The organism is Micrococcus lylae NBRC 15355 (assembly GCF_001570885.1).
Taxonomy (GTDB): Bacteria; Actinomycetota; Actinomycetes; order Actinomycetales; family Micrococcaceae; genus Micrococcus; species Micrococcus lylae.
Genome location: NZ_BCSN01000020.1, coordinates 23,231 through 44,678, shown reverse-complemented (window position 1 = coordinate 44,678; position 21,448 = coordinate 23,231). Strand labels below are relative to the sequence as shown.

General features: G+C 71.1%; 16 protein-coding genes, 1 tRNA gene and 1 pseudogene. 2 read left to right on the top strand and 16 right to left on the bottom strand.

All coding sequences use genetic code 11. From position 1 onward, the window contains the following. Window positions 1-138 precede the first annotated feature (138 nt). The 11 genes and pseudogenes from MLY01S_RS05935 to MLY01S_RS05890 all read right to left on the bottom strand — a co-directional run bounded on the left by MLY01S_RS05935 (window position 139) and on the right by MLY01S_RS05890 (window position 11,055). Window positions 139-211, bottom strand: a tRNA-Ala gene (locus MLY01S_RS05935). 435 nt (window positions 212-646) lie between these two features. Continuing rightward, window positions 647-1,012, bottom strand: a pseudogene (locus tag MLY01S_RS12950) (histidine phosphatase family protein); the annotation flags it as partial. A 12-nt stretch (window positions 1,013-1,024) separates the two neighbouring features. Beyond that, window positions 1,025-1,453, bottom strand: coding sequence for a ribosome silencing factor (gene rsfS / locus MLY01S_RS05930; RefSeq protein ID WP_067190228.1), 429 nt, complete (start codon window positions 1,451-1,453; stop codon window positions 1,025-1,027). 76 nt (window positions 1,454-1,529) lie between these two features. Beyond that, window positions 1,530-2,228: a nicotinate-nucleotide adenylyltransferase gene (gene nadD / locus MLY01S_RS05925; RefSeq protein WP_255218010.1), complete on the bottom strand. Its 699-nt coding sequence runs from the start codon at window positions 2,226-2,228 to the stop codon at window positions 1,530-1,532. 117 nt (window positions 2,229-2,345) lie between these two features. Continuing rightward, the gene (locus MLY01S_RS05920) at window positions 2,346-2,585 is read right to left on the bottom strand and encodes a hypothetical protein (RefSeq protein WP_067190226.1); all 240 of its coding nucleotides are present in this window, start codon (window positions 2,583-2,585) and stop codon (window positions 2,346-2,348) included. 83 nt (window positions 2,586-2,668) lie between these two features. Next, entirely contained in the window at window positions 2,669-3,976 is a 1,308-nt protein-coding gene (locus MLY01S_RS05915; RefSeq protein WP_067190222.1) for a glutamate-5-semialdehyde dehydrogenase, read from the bottom strand. Between the two features lie 87 nt (window positions 3,977-4,063). Continuing rightward, the gene (proB, locus tag MLY01S_RS05910; protein WP_067190220.1) at window positions 4,064-5,281 is read right to left on the bottom strand and encodes a glutamate 5-kinase; all 1,218 of its coding nucleotides are present in this window, start codon (window positions 5,279-5,281) and stop codon (window positions 4,064-4,066) included. A 106-nt stretch (window positions 5,282-5,387) separates the two neighbouring features. Beyond that, window positions 5,388-6,941 (bottom strand): GTPase ObgE, encoded by a 1,554-nt coding sequence (gene obgE, locus MLY01S_RS05905; RefSeq protein ID WP_067190218.1) that lies wholly within the window; start codon window positions 6,939-6,941, stop codon window positions 5,388-5,390. A 221-nt stretch (window positions 6,942-7,162) separates the two neighbouring features. Beyond that, the gene (gene rpmA, locus MLY01S_RS05900) at window positions 7,163-7,420 is read right to left on the bottom strand and encodes a 50S ribosomal protein L27 (protein WP_067190216.1); all 258 of its coding nucleotides are present in this window, start codon (window positions 7,418-7,420) and stop codon (window positions 7,163-7,165) included. 57 nt (window positions 7,421-7,477) lie between these two features. Continuing rightward, complete coding sequence (gene rplU / locus MLY01S_RS05895) at window positions 7,478-7,783, bottom strand: 50S ribosomal protein L21 (protein WP_067190214.1); 306 nt, start codon at window positions 7,781-7,783, stop codon at window positions 7,478-7,480. A gap of 212 nt (window positions 7,784-7,995) precedes the next feature. Further along, window positions 7,996-11,055 carry an Rne/Rng family ribonuclease gene (locus MLY01S_RS05890; protein WP_067190213.1) on the bottom strand — a complete coding sequence of 1,020 codons (3,060 nt, stop codon included), beginning with the start codon at window positions 11,053-11,055 and terminating at the stop codon, window positions 7,996-7,998. A gap of 434 nt (window positions 11,056-11,489) precedes the next feature. On the opposite strand from MLY01S_RS05890, the gene MLY01S_RS05885 reads away from it, so the two are divergent. Then, window positions 11,490-12,173, top strand: coding sequence for a vitamin K epoxide reductase family protein (locus MLY01S_RS05885; RefSeq protein ID WP_082739772.1), 684 nt, complete (start codon window positions 11,490-11,492; stop codon window positions 12,171-12,173). A 118-nt stretch (window positions 12,174-12,291) separates the two neighbouring features. On the opposite strand, the gene ndk is transcribed toward MLY01S_RS05885, so the two are convergent. The 4 genes from ndk to ileS are packed head-to-tail and all read right to left on the bottom strand — an operon-like array spanning window position 12,292 to window position 18,188. Beyond that, on the bottom strand, window positions 12,292-12,741 hold the full coding sequence (ndk, locus tag MLY01S_RS05880; RefSeq protein WP_067190212.1) for a nucleoside-diphosphate kinase: 450 nt from the start codon (window positions 12,739-12,741) through the stop codon (window positions 12,292-12,294). A 47-nt stretch (window positions 12,742-12,788) separates the two neighbouring features. Beyond that, window positions 12,789-13,274 (bottom strand): DUF4233 domain-containing protein, encoded by a 486-nt coding sequence (locus tag MLY01S_RS05875; RefSeq protein ID WP_067190211.1) that lies wholly within the window; start codon window positions 13,272-13,274, stop codon window positions 12,789-12,791. A gap of 1 nt (window position 13,275) precedes the next feature. Further along, window positions 13,276-14,823 carry a bifunctional folylpolyglutamate synthase/dihydrofolate synthase gene (locus MLY01S_RS05870; RefSeq protein WP_373279960.1) on the bottom strand — a complete coding sequence of 516 codons (1,548 nt, stop codon included), beginning with the start codon at window positions 14,821-14,823 and terminating at the stop codon, window positions 13,276-13,278. Beyond that, window positions 14,820-18,188 carry an isoleucine--tRNA ligase gene (gene ileS, locus MLY01S_RS05865; RefSeq protein WP_067190209.1) on the bottom strand — a complete coding sequence of 1,123 codons (3,369 nt, stop codon included), beginning with the start codon at window positions 18,186-18,188 and terminating at the stop codon, window positions 14,820-14,822. The genes MLY01S_RS05870 and ileS overlap by 4 nt, the downstream gene beginning before the upstream one ends. 947 nt (window positions 18,189-19,135) lie before the next feature. On the opposite strand from ileS, the gene MLY01S_RS05860 reads away from it, so the two are divergent. Beyond that, window positions 19,136-20,377, top strand: coding sequence for a hypothetical protein (locus tag MLY01S_RS05860; protein ID WP_067190207.1), 1,242 nt, complete (start codon window positions 19,136-19,138; stop codon window positions 20,375-20,377). 229 nt (window positions 20,378-20,606) lie between these two features. On the opposite strand, the gene MLY01S_RS05855 is transcribed toward MLY01S_RS05860, so the two are convergent. Further along, window positions 20,607-21,311 carry an SDR family oxidoreductase gene (locus MLY01S_RS05855; RefSeq protein WP_245232176.1) on the bottom strand — a complete coding sequence of 235 codons (705 nt, stop codon included), beginning with the start codon at window positions 21,309-21,311 and terminating at the stop codon, window positions 20,607-20,609. Between the last annotated feature and the right edge of the window lie 137 nt (window positions 21,312-21,448).

Genomic DNA, 21,448 nt, shown 5'->3' with positions numbered 1-21,448 from the left:
AGAACGCCACCTACACTCCTGAGCAGACCACAGCCAGCGTCCTCGCCCACACCAGCATCGACGCCCCGGGCCACGTCACCGCAGAAACAAAACTGCCCCGCCATCAGGCGGGGCAAGTTTCGATTTTCTCATCTTACGTGGAGGTAAGGGGATTCGAACCCCTGACCTTCTGCATGCCATGCAGACGCGCTACCAACTGCGCCATACCCCCGAAAAAGGGTGTTTCCACCGCGTTCGCGGAAGGTTTCCCGTCCGTTCGTCGCGCTGGCAACTCGACTACTGTACACCGGACCCGACAGCGCCGCCAAATCGGCGCCGTGCACGACTCAGACGTTGTAGCCGCGCAGCTGCCAGCACCCGTCCACGATCCGCCGTGACGCCGGCCCGCCGGCGGCACAGTCACCCTCGAACACCACAGCGCGGGCGTTCTCGATCCGCTCGAGCGCGGCGAAGTCCTCGCCTTCGGCGCCGAGCAGCTGCCCGACGGCCGAGCGCAGGACCCCGCCATGGGCGACGGCCAGCAGGACCGGGGTCTGCGGGCACGCTCCCCGGCTCCACGCGCCGGGGTCCAGGTCGGTGGCACGTGCTCACCGAGGGCGGCCAACACGCGCTGACCGCCGGCCCGGAGGGTCTCCCCGGCCACGGGACCGGCGTCCAGGTCCGGGGTGCCGCGCCAGGCCTCGTGCTCAGCGGGCCAGCGCTCGGCGATCTCGGCCAGGCGCAGCCCCTCCCAGTCCCCGCCGTACAGCTCCATGAGGTCCGGGTCGAGCGTGAGCTCGGCGTCTCCGACGGCGGCCTCAAGGACGATCTCCGCGGTGCGACGGGCGCGCGTCAGCGGGGAGGCCACAGCCACCAGCTCGTCGGCGTCCTCGAGCGCACCGGCGAGGAACCGGGCGACGGCGGCGCGGGCCTGGCGCTGCCCCGTCGCGTTGAGGTCGACGTCCGTGCGGCCCTGGTAGCGGTCCTCCGCATTCCAGTCCGTCTCACCGTGTCGCAGCAGGATCAGACGCACGGGCACAGCCGATCAGTCCCTGGTGGGCTCGGCCGGGTCCTCGGGCTCAGGATCGCCCGCCGACGCCGGGGAGGCGTGGCCCTCCAGCTGCAGGTCGATGGACGGCGAGTCCTTCCAGAGGCGGTCGAGGGCGTAGAACTCGCGGTCTTCGGCGTGCTGCACATGCACCACGAAGTGGCCGTAGTCGAGCAGCACCCAGTGGCCGTCAGAACGTCCCTCGCGGCGGATCGGCTTCAGCTGCTCCTGCTTGAGGAGCTCCTCCTCCACGCCGTCCACGATGGCGTTGACCTGACGCTCGGTGGCGCCGGAGGCCACGAGGAAGGCGTCGGTCAGGCCGAGTCGCTCGGCGACGTCGAAGGCGACGATGTCCTCGGCGAGCTTGTCCTCGGCGGCACGGGCGGCCACGAGCAGGGCGGTGCGGGTGATCTCCGGAACGGTCATGGATCTCCTTCGGAAGTGGTCGGTGGGGTACGTCGGGCAGACGTCGGAGGCCGTCGCGGACGACGAGGCGAGCCGGTCAGCGACGGCGGGTGCCGTCGTCGTGGACTCGGTCTGCCTCGCCCCCTGAGCCGTCTGCCCGGTGCCCGGTGCCGCTCGGAGCGGCCCTGAGGTAGAGCCGGTGCTTGTTGATGTACTGCACCACACCGTCCGGCACGAGGTACCAGACGGGGCGGCCGGCCGCGACGCGCTCACGGCAGTCCGTGGAGGAGATCGCCATGGCCGGGATCTCCAGCAACGAGATGTCGCCCTCCAGACCGTAGTCCGTCAGGCTGTGGCCCGGCCGGGTCACGCCGACGAAGTGCGCGAGGTCCCAGACCTCGTCGATGTCCTTCCAGGTGAGGATCTGGCTCAGCGCGTCCGCGCCGGTGATGAAGAACAGCTCCGCCTCGGGTCGCTGGCGGCGGATGTCCCGCAGCGTGTCCACCGTATAGGTGGCGCCCGGACGGTCGATGTCCACGCGGGAGACCGTGAAACGCGGGTTCGACGCGGTGGCGACCACGGTCATCAGGTAGCGGTGCTCGGCCGGGGAGACGTCCCGTCCGGCCTTCTGCCACGGCTGGCCGGTGGGCACGAACACGACCTCGTCGAGCTCGTAGCGGGCCGCCACCTCGGACGCGGCCACCAGGTGACCGTGGTGGATCGGATCGAAGGTGCCGCCCATGATCCCCAGGCGGAAGCGCCGCTCCCCCGGCCCGGGTGCGACAGCGCCGCCCACGGACGCGGAGGCGTCGGCGGACGGCGTGTTCGGGTGCGTGTCGTTCACGTCGGAAGACAACGCCGCCGCGGCCCCCGGGGCTCGAGGGGAACGCCCGGGGCCGCTGCGGCAGCGGTGTCAGCGGCCGTGACCCTGGGCCTGCGGGGTGCCGTGGCCCTGGGCCTCGTGGCCGTGCGGGACGACCTCGTCGCCCGGCTCGGACGGGCGGATGCCCACGGAGCGCATGCCCATGATGCACAGCAGCATGAACATCAGGCTGACGAACACGATGATGCCGTACCACGGCGCCGGGATCGGCAGCTCGTTGACGACGTGGTGGCCCTCGCCGGCGGCCAGGACGATGGCGGAGTTCAGCATTCTCGCTCCTCGGTGCGATCGGATGAGCGCGCCGGACCGTGCTGACGGCGGCGCAGGGGCGTCGGAACCAGTCTAGCCCGGAATCAGCGCCGGATCTGGCCGTCGCCGCGCAGGATCCACTTCGTGGTGGTCAGCTCCTCCAACCCCATGGGGCCGCGGGCATGCATCTTCTGGGTCGAGATGCCCACCTCGGCGCCGAGGCCGAGCTCGCCGCCGTCCGTGAAGCGGGTGGACGCATTGACGATCACCGCGGCGGAGTCGATGTCCTGCACGAACCGGTCCGCGTTGGCCAGGTCGTTGGTCACGATGGCCTCGGTGTGGCCGGTGGAGTACTGCGTGATGTGCTCCACCGCCTCCGCCAGGGAGCCCACGGTCTTCACGGCCATCTCCATGTCCAGGTACTCGGTGGCCCAGTCCTCGTCCGTGGCCTCGACCGGGTCCACGGCGTTGTCGCCGCGGTCCGATCCCTGCGGCATGAGCGTCATCGCCTCGGCGTCGGCGTGCAGGCGGACGCCGAGACGGGTGAGGGCCCGCAGGACCTCACGGGAGGCCTCCTCGGCGCCGCGGTGCAGGATCAGGGTCTCGGCGGCGTTGCAGACGGAGGTGCGATGGGTCTTCGCGTTCACGGCGATGTCCACGGCCATCTGCACCGGGGCGGACTCGTCGATGAACAGGTGCACGTTGCCCTCGCCGGTCTCGATGACCGGGACGCGGGACTCGCGGACGACCCTCTGGATGAGGTCGCGGCCGCCGCGCGGGACGAGCACGTCCACGGCCCCGTGGGTGGTCATCAGGGCCGTGACGCCCTCACGCCCGAGGTCGTCGATGCCCTGGACGAGGTTCGGGTCGAAGCCCTGGTTCTCGATCGCCTGGCGCAGCACCGCGATGAGGGTGGTGTTGGTGTCCTTTGCCGCCGAGCCGCCACGCAGCACCACGGCGTTGCCCGACTTCAGCGCGATGCCGGCGATGTCCACGGTGACGTTCGGACGGGCCTCGTAGACGGCGCCGACCACGCCCATCGGGACGCGGGTCTGCTGCATGCGCACGCCGTTGGGGAGCATGCGACCGCGGACGACGACGCCCACCGGGTCCGGCAGGGCGGCGAGGGCCTCGACGGCGGTGGCCAGGCCCTCCAGACGGTCCTTGTCCAGGCGAAGACGGTCCAGCAGGGCCTCGGAGGTGCCGTTCTCGCGCCCCCGCTCCACGTCCTTCCCGTTGGCCTCGAGGATCACGGTCGAGGAGGCGCGCAGGGCGTCCGCGATGGCCTGCAGGGTCTCGTCCTTGCGGGCGCGGCCGGCGGTCGCGAGCTCCGGGGTGGCCGCGCGGGCGCGGCGGGAGATCTCGAGGATGGCGTCGACGGTCTTGTTCTCTGCGTTCTGGTTCTCGGTCATGTCAGTCACCCTTCGTCGATGGCTGCGGATGAGGATGTGCGTTCGGTCTTGATCGGTGCCGGCCGGCGGGCGTGCCCGCCCGCCGGATCAGCGGTAGGCGGAGTGCGAGGGAGCGAGCTTCACCCGGTCGTCGGCGTGGACGACGACGCCGTCGTAGCCGGCTCCGAGCTCCTCCTTGAGGGTCTCGGTGGAGCGGCCGAGCATGCGCGGCAGCTGCGAGGAGGAGTACTGGACCATGCCGCGGGCCAGCACCTTCCCGTGGGAGTCCGCGATCTCCACGACGTCGCCGGAGGTGAACTGGCCGCTGAACTCCGTGATGCCGGCGGCCAGGAGGGATCGTCCGTTCTCGATGACGGCGCGGACGGCGCCGTCGTCCAGCACCAGCCGCCCGCGGACCTCGGCGGTCAGCCCGAGCCAGGCGGCGCGCGCGGAGCGGCGCCGGCCGGCGACCTCGAACCAGGTGCCGACGTCCTCGCCGGCGAACGCGGCCGCCGCCTTCGGGGCGGAGGTCAGAAGGGTCGGGATGCCGGTGGTCGCGGCGATGCCGGCGGCGTCCACCTTGGTGACCATGCCTCCGGTGCCGACGCCGGCCGAACCCGGGGTGGCGACATCGACGCCGGCAAGGTCCTGGTCCGATCCGACCGAGTCGATGCGGCGCGAGTCGGGCTTCGACGGGTGGCCGGTGTAGAGGGCGTCAACATCGGAGAGCAGGACGAGCAGGTCGGCCTTGACGAGGTTGGCGGTGAGGGCGGCCAGGCGGTCGTTGTCGCCGAAGCGGATCTCGCGGGTGGCCACGGCGTCGTTCTCGTTGACGATCGGCATGACGTCCAGGGTGAGCAGCCGGGCCAGCGCACGGTGGGCGTTGATGTACTGGCCGCGGCGCATGAGCTCCTCCGCGGTCAGCAGCACCTGGGCCACGGTGGTGTCGTAGCGGCCGAAGGACTGCGAGTAGTAGGCCATCAGGCCGCCCTGGCCGACAGCGGCGGCGGCCTGCTGGGTCGCGGTGTCCTTCGGGCGGCGGGCCAGGCCGAGCTGCGGGAAGCCGGCGGCGACCGCGCCGGAGGAGACCAACACGACCTGGGTGCCGCGCTCGCGGAGCGACGCGATCAGGTCGACGAGCGCGTCGATGGCCTCGGTGTTCAGCCCCTGGTCCGTCGTCAGGGAGGAGGAGCCGATCTTGATGACCACCCGGCGTGCGTCCTGGAGGGTGTCCCTGGTGGTGACCGGGTTCGTCTTCGGTTCTCCGGGCGCACCTCCGGTGGCGGGGGTGGCGTAGCGGTACACGACGGTCTTGCGGTCGGCCATGGGCGGTGGACTCTCCTCGATGTCTCGGGGGGGCGGTGGTCGTTCGGCGGCCGGGTCGCCGACCGGGAGCTCCCCCGCGCCGGCCGCCCGGAAGCGGTGGAGGGGGTCAGTCCTCGTCGTCGCGGTCGTAGGTCTCGGTCCAGATGCCCGCGCGGCGCTCGGCCTCCATCTCGGCACGCGTGGCCGCGCGGGCGGCCTTGCGGCGGTCCTGGTCCTCGCGCTTCTCCTGGCGGGTGGCGCGCGTGCGCTCCTCCAGACGGATGTCGGAACCGCGGGGGCCGGCGAGCAGCTCGGCACCGGTGGAGATGGTGGGCTCCCAGTCGAAGAGGACACCGGTGGAGTCGTCGCCGATCACGACGGCGTCGCCGGGCTTGGCGCCGGCCTTGAACAGGCCGTCCTCCACGCCCAGGCGATGCAGCCGGTCGGCGAGGTAGCCGACGGCCTCGTCGTTGGTGAAGTCGGTCTGGGCGACCCAGCGCTCGGGCTTCGGGCCGCGCACGCGGAACAGCGGCAGCAGGTTGCGCTCCTCGCGGCGGATGTCGAACTCATGGTTCTGGCCCTTCTTGGCGCGGCGGCGCGGCACCTCGACCGGCGCGGCGTGCTCCGGCTCGGGCTCCTGGGCTCGGGCGGCCTCGACGAGCTCGGCCATCGCGTACTTGAGGGCGTCCAGGCCCTGGTGGGCGAGCGCGGAGATGTCGAAGACGCGCAGGCCGCGCTCCTCGAGCTGCGCACGGACCAGGTCCGCCATGTCCGCACCGTCGGGAAGGTCGGTCTTGTTCAGGGCCACGAGGCGGGGGCGCTCGTTGAGCGGGACCACACCGGCGCCGCCCTGGGCGAAGACGGGCTCCACCGCGTAGGCCTCGAGCTCGGCTTCGAGGGCCTCGAAGTCGCTGACGGGGTCACGGTCGGACTCGAAGGTGCCGCAGTCCAGCACGTGCACCAGTGCGGCGCAGCGCTCGACGTGGCGGAGGAACTCGAGGCCGAGGCCCTTGCCCTCGGAGGCGCCGGGGATCAGGCCCGGCACGTCGGCCACGGTGTAGCGGACGTCGCCGGCCTGCACCACGCCGAGGTTCGGGACCAGGGTGGTGAACGGGTAGTCGGCGATCTTCGGGCGGGCCGCGGAGAGGGCAGCGATGAGCGAGGACTTCCCGGCGGACGGGTAGCCCACCAGGGCGATGTCCGCAACGGTCTTGATCTCCAGGACCACGTCCCGCTGCTCGCCGGGCAGGCCGAGCAGCGCGAAGCCCGGTGCCTTGCGCTTCCTGGAGGCCAGCGCGGCGTTGCCGAGGCCGCCCTGGCCGCCGGCGGCGGCCGTGAAGGTGGCGCCCTCCCCCACCAGATCCGCGAGGATGTTGCCGTCTGTGTCCTTCACCACGGTGCCGTCCGGCACCGGCAGGATCAGGTCCTGTCCATGCTTGCCGGAGCGGTTGTCGCCCATGCCGGGGCCGCCGTTCTCGGCGGAGCGGTGCGGCGCCTGGTGGTATCCGAGCAGGGTGGTGGTCTGCGAGTCCACGACGAGCGTGATGTCGCCGCCGTTGCCGCCGTCGCCGCCGTCTGGGCCGCCGAGGGGCTTGAACTTCTCGCGCCGCACGGAGACGCAGCCGTGGCCGCCGTTGCCGGCCGTGAGGTGCAGGACCACGCGGTCCACGAAGGCTGCCATGTCGGACGTCCCTCCTCGGGTCAGGGGCGGTGCGCGGAGACCGCGCTGCGGGTACGGAGTCGGCCGTGGCCGTCCGTGGGGCCCGAAGGGCCCGGGTACGCCGACGGCGGAGGCGGGTCGTGAGTGGTGTCAGCGACCCGCCCCCGCCGGGGCGTCTGTGCGGCCGCGGGCCGGTGTCATCTCACCGATCTGCGGGCCGACGGAGTCTGTTCAGCCGAGGGTCACTCGGCGGCCGGGACGATGTCCACGACCTTGCGGCCGCGGCGCTGGCCGTAGGCCACCGAGCCGGCGGACAGGGCGAACAGGGTGTCGTCCTTGCCGCGGCCCACGTTGTGGCCCGGGTGGAACTTCGTGCCCCGCTGGCGGACGAGGATCTCGCCGGCCGAGACGACCTGGCCGCCGAAGCGCTTCACGCCCAGGTACTGCGGGTTGGAGTCACGGCCGTTCTTCGAGGAACTGCCGGCCTTCTTCTGTGCCATTGCTGTTACCTATCCTCTCGGATGCTATCGAGGTGCCGGTCCTGCGCGGGGCAGGCCTCAGGCGATCTCGGTGATCTTGACCGTGGACAGCTCAGAGCGGTGACCCTGGCGCTTCTTGTAGCCGGTCTTGTTCTTGTACTTCTGGATGACGACCTTCTTGCCACGGGAGTGGGAGACGACCTCGGCGGTCACCTTCACACCGGCGGCGTCGGTGCCTGCCTTGACCTTGTCCCCGTCCACCAGCATCAGAGCGGGCAGCTCGACGGAGCCACCGGTCTCAGCGGCAACGCGGTCAAGGGTAACGAGGTCGCCGACGGCAACCTTCTCCTGGCGGCCGCCAGCGCGGACAATCGCGTACACCACTTGGGACTCACTTCTCTCGACGTTTCGGATTGACTGTGTCCACGCCTGCTTCTCGACCGCACGTGCGGCTCCGAAATTCCGAACCTCGCCGCCGTGTGCGACGGGCATGCGGGAGCCAGCTGGCGGTGAACACCGAGTGACCATCATACGCGGTCACGGTTCACCGGACAAATGTCCGCTCCGGCGGCGTGGCGACCGGAGCGGACACCGGCTCAGCGGTGGCGGACGATGTCCTCCGCCTTGACGCCCACGCCCAGCATCACCGGGGCGGAGGTGGCCTCCTCCTTCTTCGCCGGGGCGCCGGCGGTGGCGGTGAAGGTGGCGCCGCCGGAGGCCTTCTGGTCCTCGACGGTGCTCACCGCGGAGCCGGCAGAGCCGGACGAGACGGCCCGGCGGGAACGACGACGCGGCGCCGGCTGCTCCCGGCCGTCCGCCGCGGACCGGTCGTCGGCCGCGTCCCGGGCGTCGGCGGATGTGGACTTCGTCTCATTCGGCTCGGAACGGCGGCGCGAGGCCGACTTCTGCTCGAGGGCGTCCTCGAGGGCGGAGAGGTCCTTGGCGCCCTCCTCCGTCGCGGCACGGCGCCCGCCGCGACGGCGCGGCACGGAGACCGGCTCGCCGTCGAAGGTGATCACGGCGTCGTCCGTCGGACCGGCCTGGGCGGCCTCGCCCTGCCCGGCGCGCTGCTGCACGGCATCGTCGCGGCCCTCGGCCTTCGGTTCGGCGTCCTTGCGCTCCGCGTCCTGGCGGCCGGTGTCCGCGCGATCGCGGCCGTCGGACTCGGAGTCGTCCTGCTCCTGGTCCCGGCCCTCGCTGCGGCCCTCACCGCCACGGCCCTCGCCGCCGCGGCCGCGGCGGCGTTTGCCGCGCCGCTTGCGGCGCGAGCGGCCGGAGGACTGCTCCTGTCCGGAACCGTCCTGTCCGTCGGAAGCATCCGGTCCGTCAGAACCGGCCGACGCGGTGGCGGGCTCGGTCGAGGCGGCGGTGTCCTCCGCTGCGGAGGCGGTGCCGTCGTCGACGGACTTGCCGGAGGCCTTGGCGATGGACTGGAGCGCGGCCCGCGCGGCGGCGGCCCGCTCCTGACGCTGCTTCTCCTCCTCGGAGACCTCGGCGTCGGCGGAACCTGCGGTGTCCTTCTGAGCGGCGTCGCCGTCGTGCTGCTGTCCGCCGCTGCCGCCTCGCCTCTTCCGGCGACGACGGCCGTCGCCCTCGGCGCGCGGCTCGCCGTGGGAGTTGTGGGAGCGGTGGCGGTCCACAGGCTCGTCCTGGATCAGGATGCCGCGTCCGGCGCACTGCTCACAGGTCTCCGAGAACACCTCGACGAGGCCGGTGCCCATGCGCTTGCGCGTCATCTGCACCAGGCCCAGCGAGGTCACCTCGGCCACCTGGTGCTTGGTGCGGTCCCGGCCGAGGCACTCGACCAGACGACGCAGCACCAGGTCCCGGTTGGACTCGAGCACCATGTCGATGAAGTCGATGACGATGATGCCGCCGATGTCCCGCAGGCGCAGCTGGCGGACGATCTCCTCAGCGGCCTCCAGGTTGTTCTTGGTGACGGTCTCCTCGAGGTTGCCGCCGGAGCCGGTGAACTTGCCGGTGTTCACATCCACCACGGTCATGGCCTCGGTGCGGTCGAACACGAGCGATCCGCCGGAGGGCAGGTACACCTTGCGCTCGAGCGCCTTGTGGAGCTGCTCGTCGATGCGGTGGGTGGTGTAGAGGTCCTCGCCCTCGTGGTCCTCCGGCACCCAGTGGTGCAGACGGTCCAGCAGGTGCGGGGCCACGTACATCACGTAGGCCTCGATGTTGTCCCAGGTCTCCTGACCCTGCACGAGCATCGCGGAGAAGTCCTCGTTGAAGACGTCGCGGACGGTCTTGATGGTCAGGTCCGGTTCCGCGTACAGCAGCTCCGGGGCCAGTACCTTGGTGCCCTTGGCCTTCTCCTGGATGCCCTCCCACTGGGCGCGCAGGCGGTTGATGTCGTTCTGCAGCTCCTGCTCCGAGGTGCCCTCGGCCGCGGTGCGGACGATCACGCCGGCGTCCTGCGGCAGGTGGTCCTTGAGGATCTTCTTCAGGCGGGAACGCTCCACGTCCGGGAGCTTGCGGGAGATGCCGGTCATCGAGCCGCCGGGCACGTACACGAGGTAGCGGCCGGGCAGGGAGACCTGGCTGGTCAGACGGGCGCCCTTGTGGCCCACCGGGTCCTTGGTGACCTGCACGAGCACCGAGTCACCGGACTTCAGGGCGTTCTCGATCTTCTTCGGCTTGCCGTCCAGGTCGGCGGCGGTCCAGTCGACCTCGCCGGCATAGAGCACGGCGTTGCGGCCGCGGCCGATGTCCACGAAGGCGGCCTCCATGGACGGCAGCACGTTCTGGACCTTGCCCAGGTACACGTTGCCGATCATCGAGTCCTGCGTGGTGTGGGAGACGAAGTGCTCGGCGAGCACACCGTCCTCCAGCACGGCGATCTGGATGCGCTTGTCCCGCTGACGGACCAGCATCTTGCGGTCCACGGACTCGCGACGGGCAAGGAACTCGGCCTCGGTGATGACCTGACGGCGGCGGCCCCCGGCGCGGGAGTCGCGGCGGCGCTGGCGCTTGGCCTCCAGGCGGGTGGAGCCCTTGACGCTCTGCACGGCGTCCGTGGCCTTCACGGAGGCCTGGCGCGGGGCGCGGACACGGGTCACCGTGTTCTCCGGGTCTCCCTCCTCGCCTCCGTCCAGCTCCATGTCCACCGATCCGCGGCGACGCTTGCGACGACGGCGCGAGGTGGTGCCCGTCTCACGCTCCTCGTCCCGGTTCTCCTCGCCGGAGTCCTCGGACTCGACGTCCTCGCCGTCGGCGTCGGCGCCGGGCCCGCCGTGGTCCGTGCGGGAGCCACGGCCCCGGCCCCGGCGACGGCGGCGGCCGCGTCCGGACTCCGGCGACTCGTCGTCGACCTGGTCGTCGTGGTCGTCACGACCCGCTTCGTCCTTCTCCTCGTCGCGGTCGCCGCGGCGAGGCTCCGAGGCGGTGAGGGTCGGGATCAGGTCCTCCGGCACGGCGAACGGGTCCGACGGGTCGAAGGTGAAGGTCTGGGCGGCGGCGGGCTGCTCGGCCTCGGCCTCGGCGGGGTCACCGGCGGCGTCGGTGCCCGCGCCCGCCGCCGCGTCCACGTCCGCGGTGGCGGCCTGCTCGGCCGTGGTCTCCGCTGCCTTCGGCGCGATCGCCGTCTCCGCGGTGGTCTCGGCGGGTTCCGCCGTGGTGGTCTCGGGGGTGTTCTCGGCTGCCATTGCAGCTCCTCCTGCCGCCGGACGGTGCCACACCCACCGTGCCGGAGGCGTCCAGGTCTGCCGCCCCGACGCGTTGCCCCCGGTGCCGGCCCCGAAGGGCCACGGGGTGCGTCGCGGAGCAGACGCCAAAGTCCTGTGGTGAACCGGCGGGCCGCTCGTCTCAAGACTCCTCGGCTGCCCCGTCCGGAACCACTGGGTCGTCCTGGCCGGTTCCGCCGGTGTCCGTTCCAGGTCCGCGCGCTGCGGGGCGAGTCGATGCCCCACGCGCTGCGTGGACCGGGTCGGACTCTGCCGACCCCGGTGCGTCGGCGGCGACCTGGCCGGTCGCCCAGAGGAACGCGTCCGCGGTGTGGCCACGGTGCGTCCGCGAATGATTCTCTCACACGCCGACATGTGAGCCAGAGCTCGTGCGCCACGGGCCTAGACTGCCTGCCATGGACCGCACCAGTTCTGCCGCAGCCACCGCCGCTGCACCGGTCGCCCACGACGCCACCGCGCTCACGCCGCGTGGCACCGTCCCGTCCCCGGACGAGCGCGGCGCCCTCGCCCGCCCGCGCGGCGTCGCCGCGATGCTGCTGATCACCTCGCTGGTCGCGCTCGCGGCGACGATCATCATCATCGTCGAGCGCGCGCTCCTGGCGGTGGACCCGAACCACCGCACCAGCTGCGACCTCAACCCCTGGATGTCCTGTGGCAAGGTGATGCAGTCCTGGCAGGCCGGCACCTTCGGCTTCCCGAACACCTACGTCGGCATCGTGGGCTTCTCCGTGCTGATCACCGTGGCCGTGTCCCTGTTCTCCGGCGCCCGCTTCGCCCGCTGGTACTGGCTGCTGATGAACCTCGGCATCCTCGCCGGCCTCGGCTTCGCCGTGTGGCTGTGGTACGCGGCCGTCTACCAGATCAACACCCTCTGCCTGTACTGCATGATCGTCTGGGCCATGGTCATCATCCAGGCCGTCATGGTGACCTCCGCCACCATCCAGAACGGTCTGATCCCCGCCTCCGAGGGCCTGCGGTCCAGGGCGCGCGAGTTCGCCTGGCCTGTGGTCGTCCTCCTGTACCTCGCGGTCGCGGCCTCGATCGTCCTCCGCTTCGGGCTGGGCGTCCTCGGCCTCTGAGCCGCCCGCGGCGGACCTGTACGACGACGGGCCGTCGCCTTCCGTACGGAAGGCGACGGCCCGTCGTCGTGAAGCGGGGGACGGCAGTCCCCTCCTCGGCCCGGTCGTCGGCGGCGGATCAGCCGAACCAGATGCCCAGCTCGCGCTCGGCCGAGAGGGTCGAGTCGGAGCCGTGCACGAGGTTCTTCTGGACCTGCTCGCCCCAGTCGCGGCCGAGATCGCCGCGGATGGTGCCCGGGGCGGCGGTGGTCGGCTCGGTGGCGCCGGCAAGGGAGCGGAAGCCCTCGATGACGCGGTTGCCGGTCACACGGGCGGCCACCACCGGGCCGGAGCCCATGAACTCCACGAGCGGCTCGAAGAACGGCTTGCCCTCGTGCTCCTCGTAGTGCTTCACCAGCATCTCGCGGGTGGGGGTGAGCATCCGCAGCTCGGTGATCACGTAGCCCTTCGCCTCGATGCGGGCGAGGATCTGGCCGGTCAGGCCGCGCTCGACGCCGTCCGGCTTCACCAGGACCAGGGTCTCTTCGTGGTTGTGGGTCACAGGGGTCTCCTTCGACGAGGGGGACATCGGTTCCTCGGACCAGCGTAGTGGTCCACAGCGGCAGGGCCGACGGCTCAGGCGCCGTGCTCGGCCTCCCATTCGGCCTGAAGGCGGTCGCGCTCCCGGTTCTCCACGTCCATCCGTCGGCCCTTCACCACCGCATACCACCACGCCAGGGCGAACAGCGGGCCGATGACGAACATCGAGTACTCCCAGAAGCCCGAGAGGACCAGCACGAGCTGCAGGAGCCAGCCGACGGCGATTCCGGCAGGCTTCCGGATGATCGCGCAGGTGAGGACCGCGACGACGGCCAGCAGCGAGTAGCCGACGATGAACCACACGGCGTGGTCCTCGGCCCGGTTCAGGCCGAAGATCGTCATGCCCAGGAAGAACAGGACGATCGCCTCCAGGCACAGCACCGAGGAGGCGAACAGCGCCTGGATGGACCGGCGCTTCTTCTTCATGCCGGGGCGCCAGGCCTGCTGGGACCTCGTCTCGCGAGCAGGGCGCCAGTCCTCGGAGCCGAAGCCGGCGTCGGAGGAGTCGGGGGTGTGCGCCATGTCAGCGGCCTCCGTCCGTGTCGTCGTCCAGGACGTCGAGGACCTCGGGGTCCACGGCGTCCTCGTCCTCGTCGTCCAGGCCGAGCGCGCCGAGCAGGTCGGCGGGGTCGATGCCGCGGGCCGCCACGGTCACCGGGCCGGGCGCCGCGGGGGCGCCGAGCAGGTGGCGGACGTCCGCGGCGAGGGTGATCGAGCCGATCGCCAGCACGCCGCCGCCGGTGCCGTGGGCCAGCGCGTCCGCGGAGGTGTCCACGGCCTCCGCGCGGCCGACGGCCCATTCGAGGGCGTCCGGCACGGACTCGGTGACGAACAGGTCCTCCTCCGGCCAGCCGGCGTCCAGCGCCGTCTGGGCCAGGTCGACGGCCGGGACGGCGCGCGGAGACGTGGACTGGGTGACGGCCACATCCTCCACGAGGTCGCCGAACTCCCGGTACAGCGTCTCGAGCATGGAACGAGCGTCCTTGTCCTCCAACACGCCGACCACCAGGGACAGACGGGTCAGCCCGAAGGACTCCTTCATGGCCCGAGCCGAGACGCGCACGCCGTCCGGGTTGTGGGCGGCGTCCACGATGATCGTCGGCGCCGCCCTCAGCACCTCGAGGCGACCCGGACTGGTCACCTGGGCGATGCCCTCACGGAGCAGCTCCGCCTCGAGCGGCTTCTCGCCGCCGCCGAGGAAGGCCTCGAGCGCGGCCACGGCGACCGCCAGGTTCTCCGCCTGGTGTTCGCCGTAGAGCGGGAGGGTGAGGTCCTCGTACTCGCCGGCGATGCCGCGCACCGACACCTGCTGACCCCCGACGGCCAGGGCACGGGAGGTCACACCGAACTCGACGCCCTCGAAACGGTAGGGCACGCCCGCGGCCTGCGCTGCCTCGAGCAGCACCTGGGCCGCGTCCCGGTCCTGGGCGGACGAGACGAGGAACCCGCCGGGCTTGATGATCCCGGCCTTCTCCTCGGCGATCTCCGCCTCCGTCTCCCCGAGCAGGTCCGTGTGGTCCAGGCTGATGGGGGTGACCACGGCGACCTTCGCATCCGCCACGTTGGTGGCGTCCGTGATGCCTCCGAGGCCGACCTCCAGGACGACGACCTCCACCGGCTCGTCCGCGAACACCGCGAAGGCGAGCGTGGTGACGGCTTCGAAGTAGGTCAGGGGCGGCTGACCCGCGGCCTCGAGCTCGGCGTCCACGAGCTCCACCATCGGCAGGATCTCCGCCCAGATGCGGACGAAGGCCTCGTCCTGCACCGGCTCGCCGTCGATGCTGATGCGCTCGGTGACCCGTTCCAGGTGCGGCGACGTGTACCGGCCGGTGCGCAGCCCGTAGGAGCGCAGCACCGCCTCGATCATCCGTGCCGTGGAGGTCTTGCCGTTGGTGCCGGTCAGGTGGATGACCGGGGCGGCGTGCTGGGGGTCGCCCAGCAGCGCCAGCACCCGGCGCATCGGCTCCATGCGCGGCTGCATCCTGTTCTCCGGGGCACGCGCGAGCAGGTCGCGATAGACCCCCTCGACATCGCGCGGGGCGTCCACGTGGCCCTGTGCGGGGTCCATCATGCGTCCGCCTTCTCCACGGTGACGGCCACGGTCCTGGTGGCATCGTCCGCGGCGTTGCTGCGCGGGTCCGCGGCACCGGAGTCCTCCACCACGAGGTCGGTGGTGAGGGTCTCGCGGCAGATCAGCTCGCGGTGCACCTGCAGGGCGGCGGCCACGGCCGACGGTGCCGAGATGACGGTGCGCACCCGGTCCGCAACGTCCAGGCCGGCGTTCTTGCGCGCCGACTGGACGGCACGGACGACGTCACGGGCGGTGCCCTCGGCGGCGAGCGCCTCGGACACCTCTGTGGTGAGCACGAGGAAGCCGGAGGTGCCGGACAGCACGCCGACCGCGGTGCCCTCCGGGGCGCCGGAGGTGACGGTGCGCAGCTCGTAGAGCTCCGGCGCCAGGGTGACGGGGCCGTCGTCGAGGTTCACCTGGAGGCCGGAGGCGGTCTCCTCGTAGGAGCCGACGTCCACGGCCTTCTTGATCAGCGGGACCTGCCGGCCGAACGCCTTGCCCAGCTCGCGGAAGTTCAGCTTCAGCTCGGTGCCGATGCCGTACTCGGCCACGGCCTCGGCGGTGAGCTCGGAGAGCGTCACGTCCTTGAGGTTCAGCTCGTCCGCGATGATGCGCGCGAACGTGCCCTCCAGACCGGCGGCGTCCGGGACCACCACGGACAGGTTCGCCAGCGGCAGGCGCACGCGGCGGTTCGCGCCCTTGCGCAGCGCCGAGCCTGCCGAGGCGATGGCACGCACGGCGTCCATGCGGGCGATCAGGGCGTCGGCCTCGTCACCGTGGGGGAACAGGTCCGCGTCCGGGTAGTCGGTCAGGTGCACCGAGCGGCCGCCGGTCAGGCCGCGCCAGATCTCCTCCGTCACCAGCGGCAGCAGCGGGGCGGCGGCGCGGGTGAAGGCCTCCAGCACCGTGTACAGCACGTCCATCGCCTCCGTGTCCTCGGCGAAGAAGCGCTGCCGGGAGCGGCGGATGTACCAGTTGGTCAGGGTGTCCATGTAGGTGCGCAGGGCGTCGCAGGCGTCCGAGACCTCGTAGGCGTCCAGAGCGGCCTTCACCTCGCGCAGCATGGTGCCGGTGGTCGCCAGGATGTACTGGTCCAGCGGGTCCGAGGCGGAGTGCTTCAGCCGGGCACGGTAGCCCTCCGGGCGGGTGCCCCCGGCGGTGGCCGTGTTCGCGTACAGGCTGAAGAAGTGCCATGCGTTCCACAGCGGCAGCTGCACCTGGCGCACACCCTCGCGGATGCCCTCCTCGGTGACGATCAGGTTGCCGCCGCGCAGGATCGGCGAGGCCATCAGGAACCAGCGCATGGCGTCCGAGCCGTCGCGGTCCAGGACCTCGTTGACGTCCGGGTAGTTGCGCAGGGACTTGGACATCTTCTGGCCGTCCGAACCCAGCACGATGCCGTGCGAGATCACGTTGGAGAACGCCGGGCGGTCGAAGAGCGCGGTCGCCAGGATGTGCAGCGTGTAGAACCAGCCCCGGGTCTGGCCGATGTACTCGACGATGAAGTCCGCCGGGTGGTGGGAGTCGAACCACTCCTTGTTCTCGAAGGGGTAGTGCACCTGCGAGTACGGCATGGAGCCGGAGTCGAACCACACGTCCAGCACGTCCTCCACGCGGCGCATGGTGGCACCGGCGGCCGCGGCCTGGGGATCCGGGTGCGGGCGGGTGAGGTCGTCGATCCACGGGCGGTGCAGGTCCACCTCGCCGTCGGCGTTCACCGGCAGACGGCCGAAGGCCTCCTCCAGCTCGGCCAGGGAGCCGTAGACCTCGGTGTGCGGGTAGTCCGGGTGGTCCGAGACCCACACCGGGATCGGGGAGCCCCAGTAGCGGTTGCGGGAGATCGACCAGTCACGGGCGTTCTCCAGCCACGTGCCGAACTGGCCGTGCTTCACGTTGCCCGGGATCCAGTTGATGTCCTCGTTGTGGGCAAGCATCCGGTCCTTGAACTCCGTCACGCGGACGTACCAGGAGGTGATGGCGCGGTAGATCAGCGGAGTGCGGCAGCGCCAGCAGTGCGGGTAGGAGTGCTCGTAGGAGGCCTCGCGGAAGACACGGTCGGCCGCGCGCAGGGCCCGGACGATGGTCATGTTGGCCTCGAACACCTGAACGCCGGCGATCTCCTTCAGGACTCCCCCGCCGTTCTCCTCCTTGCCGAACAGCGGCAGGAACCTGGCGCCCTCGTCCACGGAGAGGACCACCGGGATGCCGGCGGCCTCGCAGACGCGCTGGTCGTCCTCACCGTAGGCCGGGGCCTGGTGGACCACGCCGGTGCCGTCCTCGGTGGAGACGTAGTCGTCCACCAGCAGCTGCCAGGCCTTCTCGGTGCCGTATTCCTCGGTGTCCGCGAAGTAGGTGAACAGCGGCTCATAGCGCAGGCCGCCCAGGGTGGCGCCGGTGTGGGTCTCGGCAATGGCGTCGAGGGCGGCGGCGGCGTCCTCGTAGCCGAGCTCCTTGGCGTGGGCGCCGACGAGGTCCTCGGCGAGCAGGAAGCGCTCGGCGTCGATCGCCGAGCCCTTCGGTCCGGCCGGCACCACGGCGTAGGAGACCTCCGGGCCGACGGCGAGCGCCGCGTTGGTCGGCAGGGTCCACGGGGTGGTGGTCCAGGCGACCACGTGCACGCCGGCGAGCGCGGCGGCGGTCTCGGCCGAGGCGGAGCCGCCGTCGACGACCTCGCCGGTCAGCGGGAAGGACACGGTGACCGAGGGGTCCTGGCGCATCTTGTAGACGTCGTCGTCCATGCGCAGCTCGTGGTTCGACAGCGGGGTCTCGTCCTTCCAGCAGTACGGGAGGACGCGGAAGCCCTGGTAGGTCAGGCCCTTGGAGTGGAGGGACTTGAAGGCCCAGAGCACGGACTCCATGTAGTCCGGGGTGAGGGTCTTGTAGTCGTTGTCGAAGTCCACCCAGCGGGCCTGGCGGGTGACGTAGTCCTGCCACTCGCGGGTGTACCTGAGCACGGACTCGCGGCAGGCGTCGTTGAACTTGTCGATGCCCATCTGTTCGATCTGGGCCTTGTCCGTCATGCCCAGCTGCTTCATGGCCTCGAGCTCGGCGGGCAGGCCGTGGGTGTCCCAGCCGAAGCGGCGCTCGACGCGGCGGCCCTGCTGGGTCTGGTAGCGGGCCACGAGGTCCTTCACATAGCCGGTGAGAAGGTGGCCGTAGTGCGGCAGGCCGTTGGCGAAGGGCGGGCCGTCGTAGAAGACGAACTCGTTCGGGGTGCCGTCCTCGTTCTGGGCGGCGCGGGCGTCGATCGAGGCCTGGAAGGTGCCGTCCTCATCCCAGTACTTGAGGATGCGCTCCTCGATCTCCGGGAAGCGCGGGGAGGCGGCGGCGCCGGAGGCGGGGTCGGTGGAGGCGAGAGGGTACACGAGGCGTCCTTTGCGGTCCTTGGCTGCGTGGGGTCTGCTCCCGGCGGGAGCCGGCTGCCGGCCCGGGTGGAGCCGGCGGTGCCGCTGCTGCAAGGACGCTCGCCGTGGTGCACGCGCCGGGACGTCCCGGGGCTCATGCTCCGCGCGGCGGGCGCGGTACCACCCTGCTTGCCGTCCGCTCCGGCGGTGAGTGCCGGGCGCGGGCGACCGCTCGTGACTGCTGTGACGGGCTTACCCGTCCGGTTCTACTGGGGGCCTGCGCTGAGCGTGGGCTCGGCTTCGCGCGGCTGCATCCGTGCGGGTGAGTCCGCGCGGATGCAGGGAGCGAGGCGGTGCCGGTCCTGTTCTTCCGGAGGCTCGCCGGTGATGGCCGGGTCGACGCCTGTGCGCACCAGTGTAGAGGATGCACGCGGTGTCCTCCTCGCTCTGGTGCCCTCCTCGCTCTGGTGCCCTGTGCCTTCATTCCGATGCAGAGCACTCCTCGCTCCGGTGCCCAGTGCCTTCATTCCGATGCAGAGCACTCCTCGCTCCGGTGCCCAGTGCCTTCATTCCGATTCAGAGCACTCCTCGCACGCTCTTCTTCGGAACGAGCACGCCTGATTCGCGGCACGCCCGCACCCTGTGGCCTCGTTCCGATCCGAAGCCGCTCTCGCGCGCTCCGATTCCGATCGACGCCGCTGGAGTGGGTGGGCAGCGGACACCGGACCTGAACCCTTCGATCCGATCCAGAGCCGCTCTCGCACGCGCTGTTTCGTGTCCCCGCCGGGCGTCAGGAGGCGGCCTCGTCGTGGTCCTCTCCTCCACAGGTACGACGACGGCCCCTGAACGCCGCATGTCACCGTGAGTTCTCCACAGATCGGCCTGCCTCTGGGGCTGCGGCCTCCTGGTTCTGGCAAGACTGGCCCGACGATGCCGGCGATGCAGAACCGCAGCTGAGGAGGCCGACCATGACACTGCTGATCACCGAGGACTCGAGACTACGGGTATGGCGCGAGACCTGGGCGGAAGCGACGGCAGAGACGGGCTCGCCGATTCTGACCGCCGGAAGCTCCTCTGCGTGCGGGTGGAAGGACCGACTCCGCAATGGCTTCCTGCGCGGGGAGCTGGTACGCCTGGCCCACGGCGCGTACGTACCGCTGGATCTCTGGCAGAACTCCCGTCGATGGGACCGGGAGAAGTTCTGCATCATGGCCGTCGTGCGCACACGTCGCGCTGCCCCCGCTGTACTCACCGGTACCACGGCACTGATGCTCCATGGCCTGCCGCTGGGCAGACACCTGCCTCACGTCGAGTTGGTGGCCCGCGGGCAGGGACGAGCGAAGCCGGCACCCCGCATCGAACCGTTCGCAGCCCCGGAGCGCAGTCTGAGGCTCATGGCCGGCTTGCACGCCGCATGCAGTGACGCAGAAGGCGATCCCCCGGCACTTCCTGGCACGAATCCTTCACTGTGGACGCCGGTCCGCCATCGATACCGGGCCCGGAGCGAGGACGAACAGGATCGACCGACCGTCCGTCTGCCCGTCACACTCTCGGATGGCACGGTCATCGGGGAGGTCACGGCGGAGTCCCTTGCACCGGCCCTCGCTGTCGGGCTGAAGGAGACGACGGCCAGCGAGTCGCTGCCCGTTCTGGACGCCCTCGCCTTTCGAGGCGTGGACGAGTCAGGGTTGCTTGTCGGGAAGGCTCCGCCGCCTCCTGAGGACAGACGTGTCCCCCACGGTTCGGTGCCTGCAACGATCACGGCCGACGCCGTCGTGAAGTCCGCCGTCGAGCTGGCGCCGACACGGGCCGCCGGGCGACGCCTCAAGCAGGACTGGAAACACGCCTCGCCCCTGGCCGAGTCTGCTGGAGAGTCCGTCAGCCGCGGCCGGATGATCGAACTCGGCTTCGAGGTGCCTGAGCTGCAGGTCGCCGTGTCCGATGCCGACGGGTTCATCGCACGCGTGGACAGTCTCTGGCGGGAGCGGGGCATCGTGGGAGAGTTCGACGGCATCGGCAAGTACGACGTGGACGCGCACGCGAATGCCGAGGAACGGCGGCGTTATCTGCGCCGGCAGCAGGGTCGGGAGATCCGCCTGCAGCGTGTGTGCTCCCACGTCCTGCACTGGACCTGGCGTGATGTGCAGGATCCTGCTCGGCTACGCCGACTGCTCGACGGAGCGGGGGTGTCCCGGACGGCGCGACGGTGATCGCTGGGCCCGGAGTCTCATGACGTCGTTCCCGTGCTTCATGACTTCGATCCGATGCGAAGCACCTCTCGCATGCTCCCGATCGGATCGAAGTCTTCAGGGACGGCGGGGTTGCCGGCACCGATGTCTTCGTTCCGATTCGGAGCACGCGACGCACGCTCTGGATCGGAACGAAGGCACGTGTACCTGGTCAGCACCCGCCGAGCAGCCCCCGCGCTGCCCCCACGGCTCACCCCTTGCGGATCACCTTGTGCTGGGCGGCCTGGGCCACGGGACGCAGAACGATCTGGTCCAGGTTCACGTGGTGCGGCAGCTCGACAGCGTGGACGCACACCTCGGCGACGTCCTCGGCGGTGAGCGGCTTCTCGACGCCGGCGTAGACCTTGTCCGCGGCGGCCTGGTCGCCGCCGAGGCGCATGAGGGAGAACTCCTCGGTGTGCACCATGCCGGGCAGCACCTCGATCACGCGCACGTTGTGCTCGGCCTCCTCCAGGCGCAGCGCCCCCGTCAGACCGTGCTGGCCCATCTTCGCGGCGTTGTAGCCTCCGCCGCCCTCATAGGCGGTCACAGCAGCGGTGGAGGTCAGGTTGAGCACGGTGCCCTCGCCGTGGGCGCGCAGCATCGGCAGGAACGCCTTGCACATGGTCAGGGTGCCCAGCACGTTGACGCGGTACATCCACTCCCACTGCTCCAGGTCGCCGTCGCCCACCGCGTCCGTGCCACGGGCGCCGCCGGCGATGTTCACCAGGGTGTCCGCGCCACCGTCCTCGGTCACGCGCTCCGCCAGACGGGCCACCGCGTCCGCATCGGTCACGTCCAGCGCGCACGGGATCAGCAGGCCCGGCACGTCCTCCTCCACGCCCTGCGCCTGCAGCTGTTCGAGCCGCTCGGCGCGCCGGCCCACGGCGTAGACGCGCCAGCCGCGGCGGGCCATCTCGAGGGCGGTGGCCCGGCCGATGCCGGTGGTGGCGCCGGAGACGACGGCGCCGCGGGCGGAGGAGGACGAGGACTGCTGCACGGGCGACTTCTGCACCGAGGACTGCTGCACGGCGGACTCCTGGGACTCGCGGA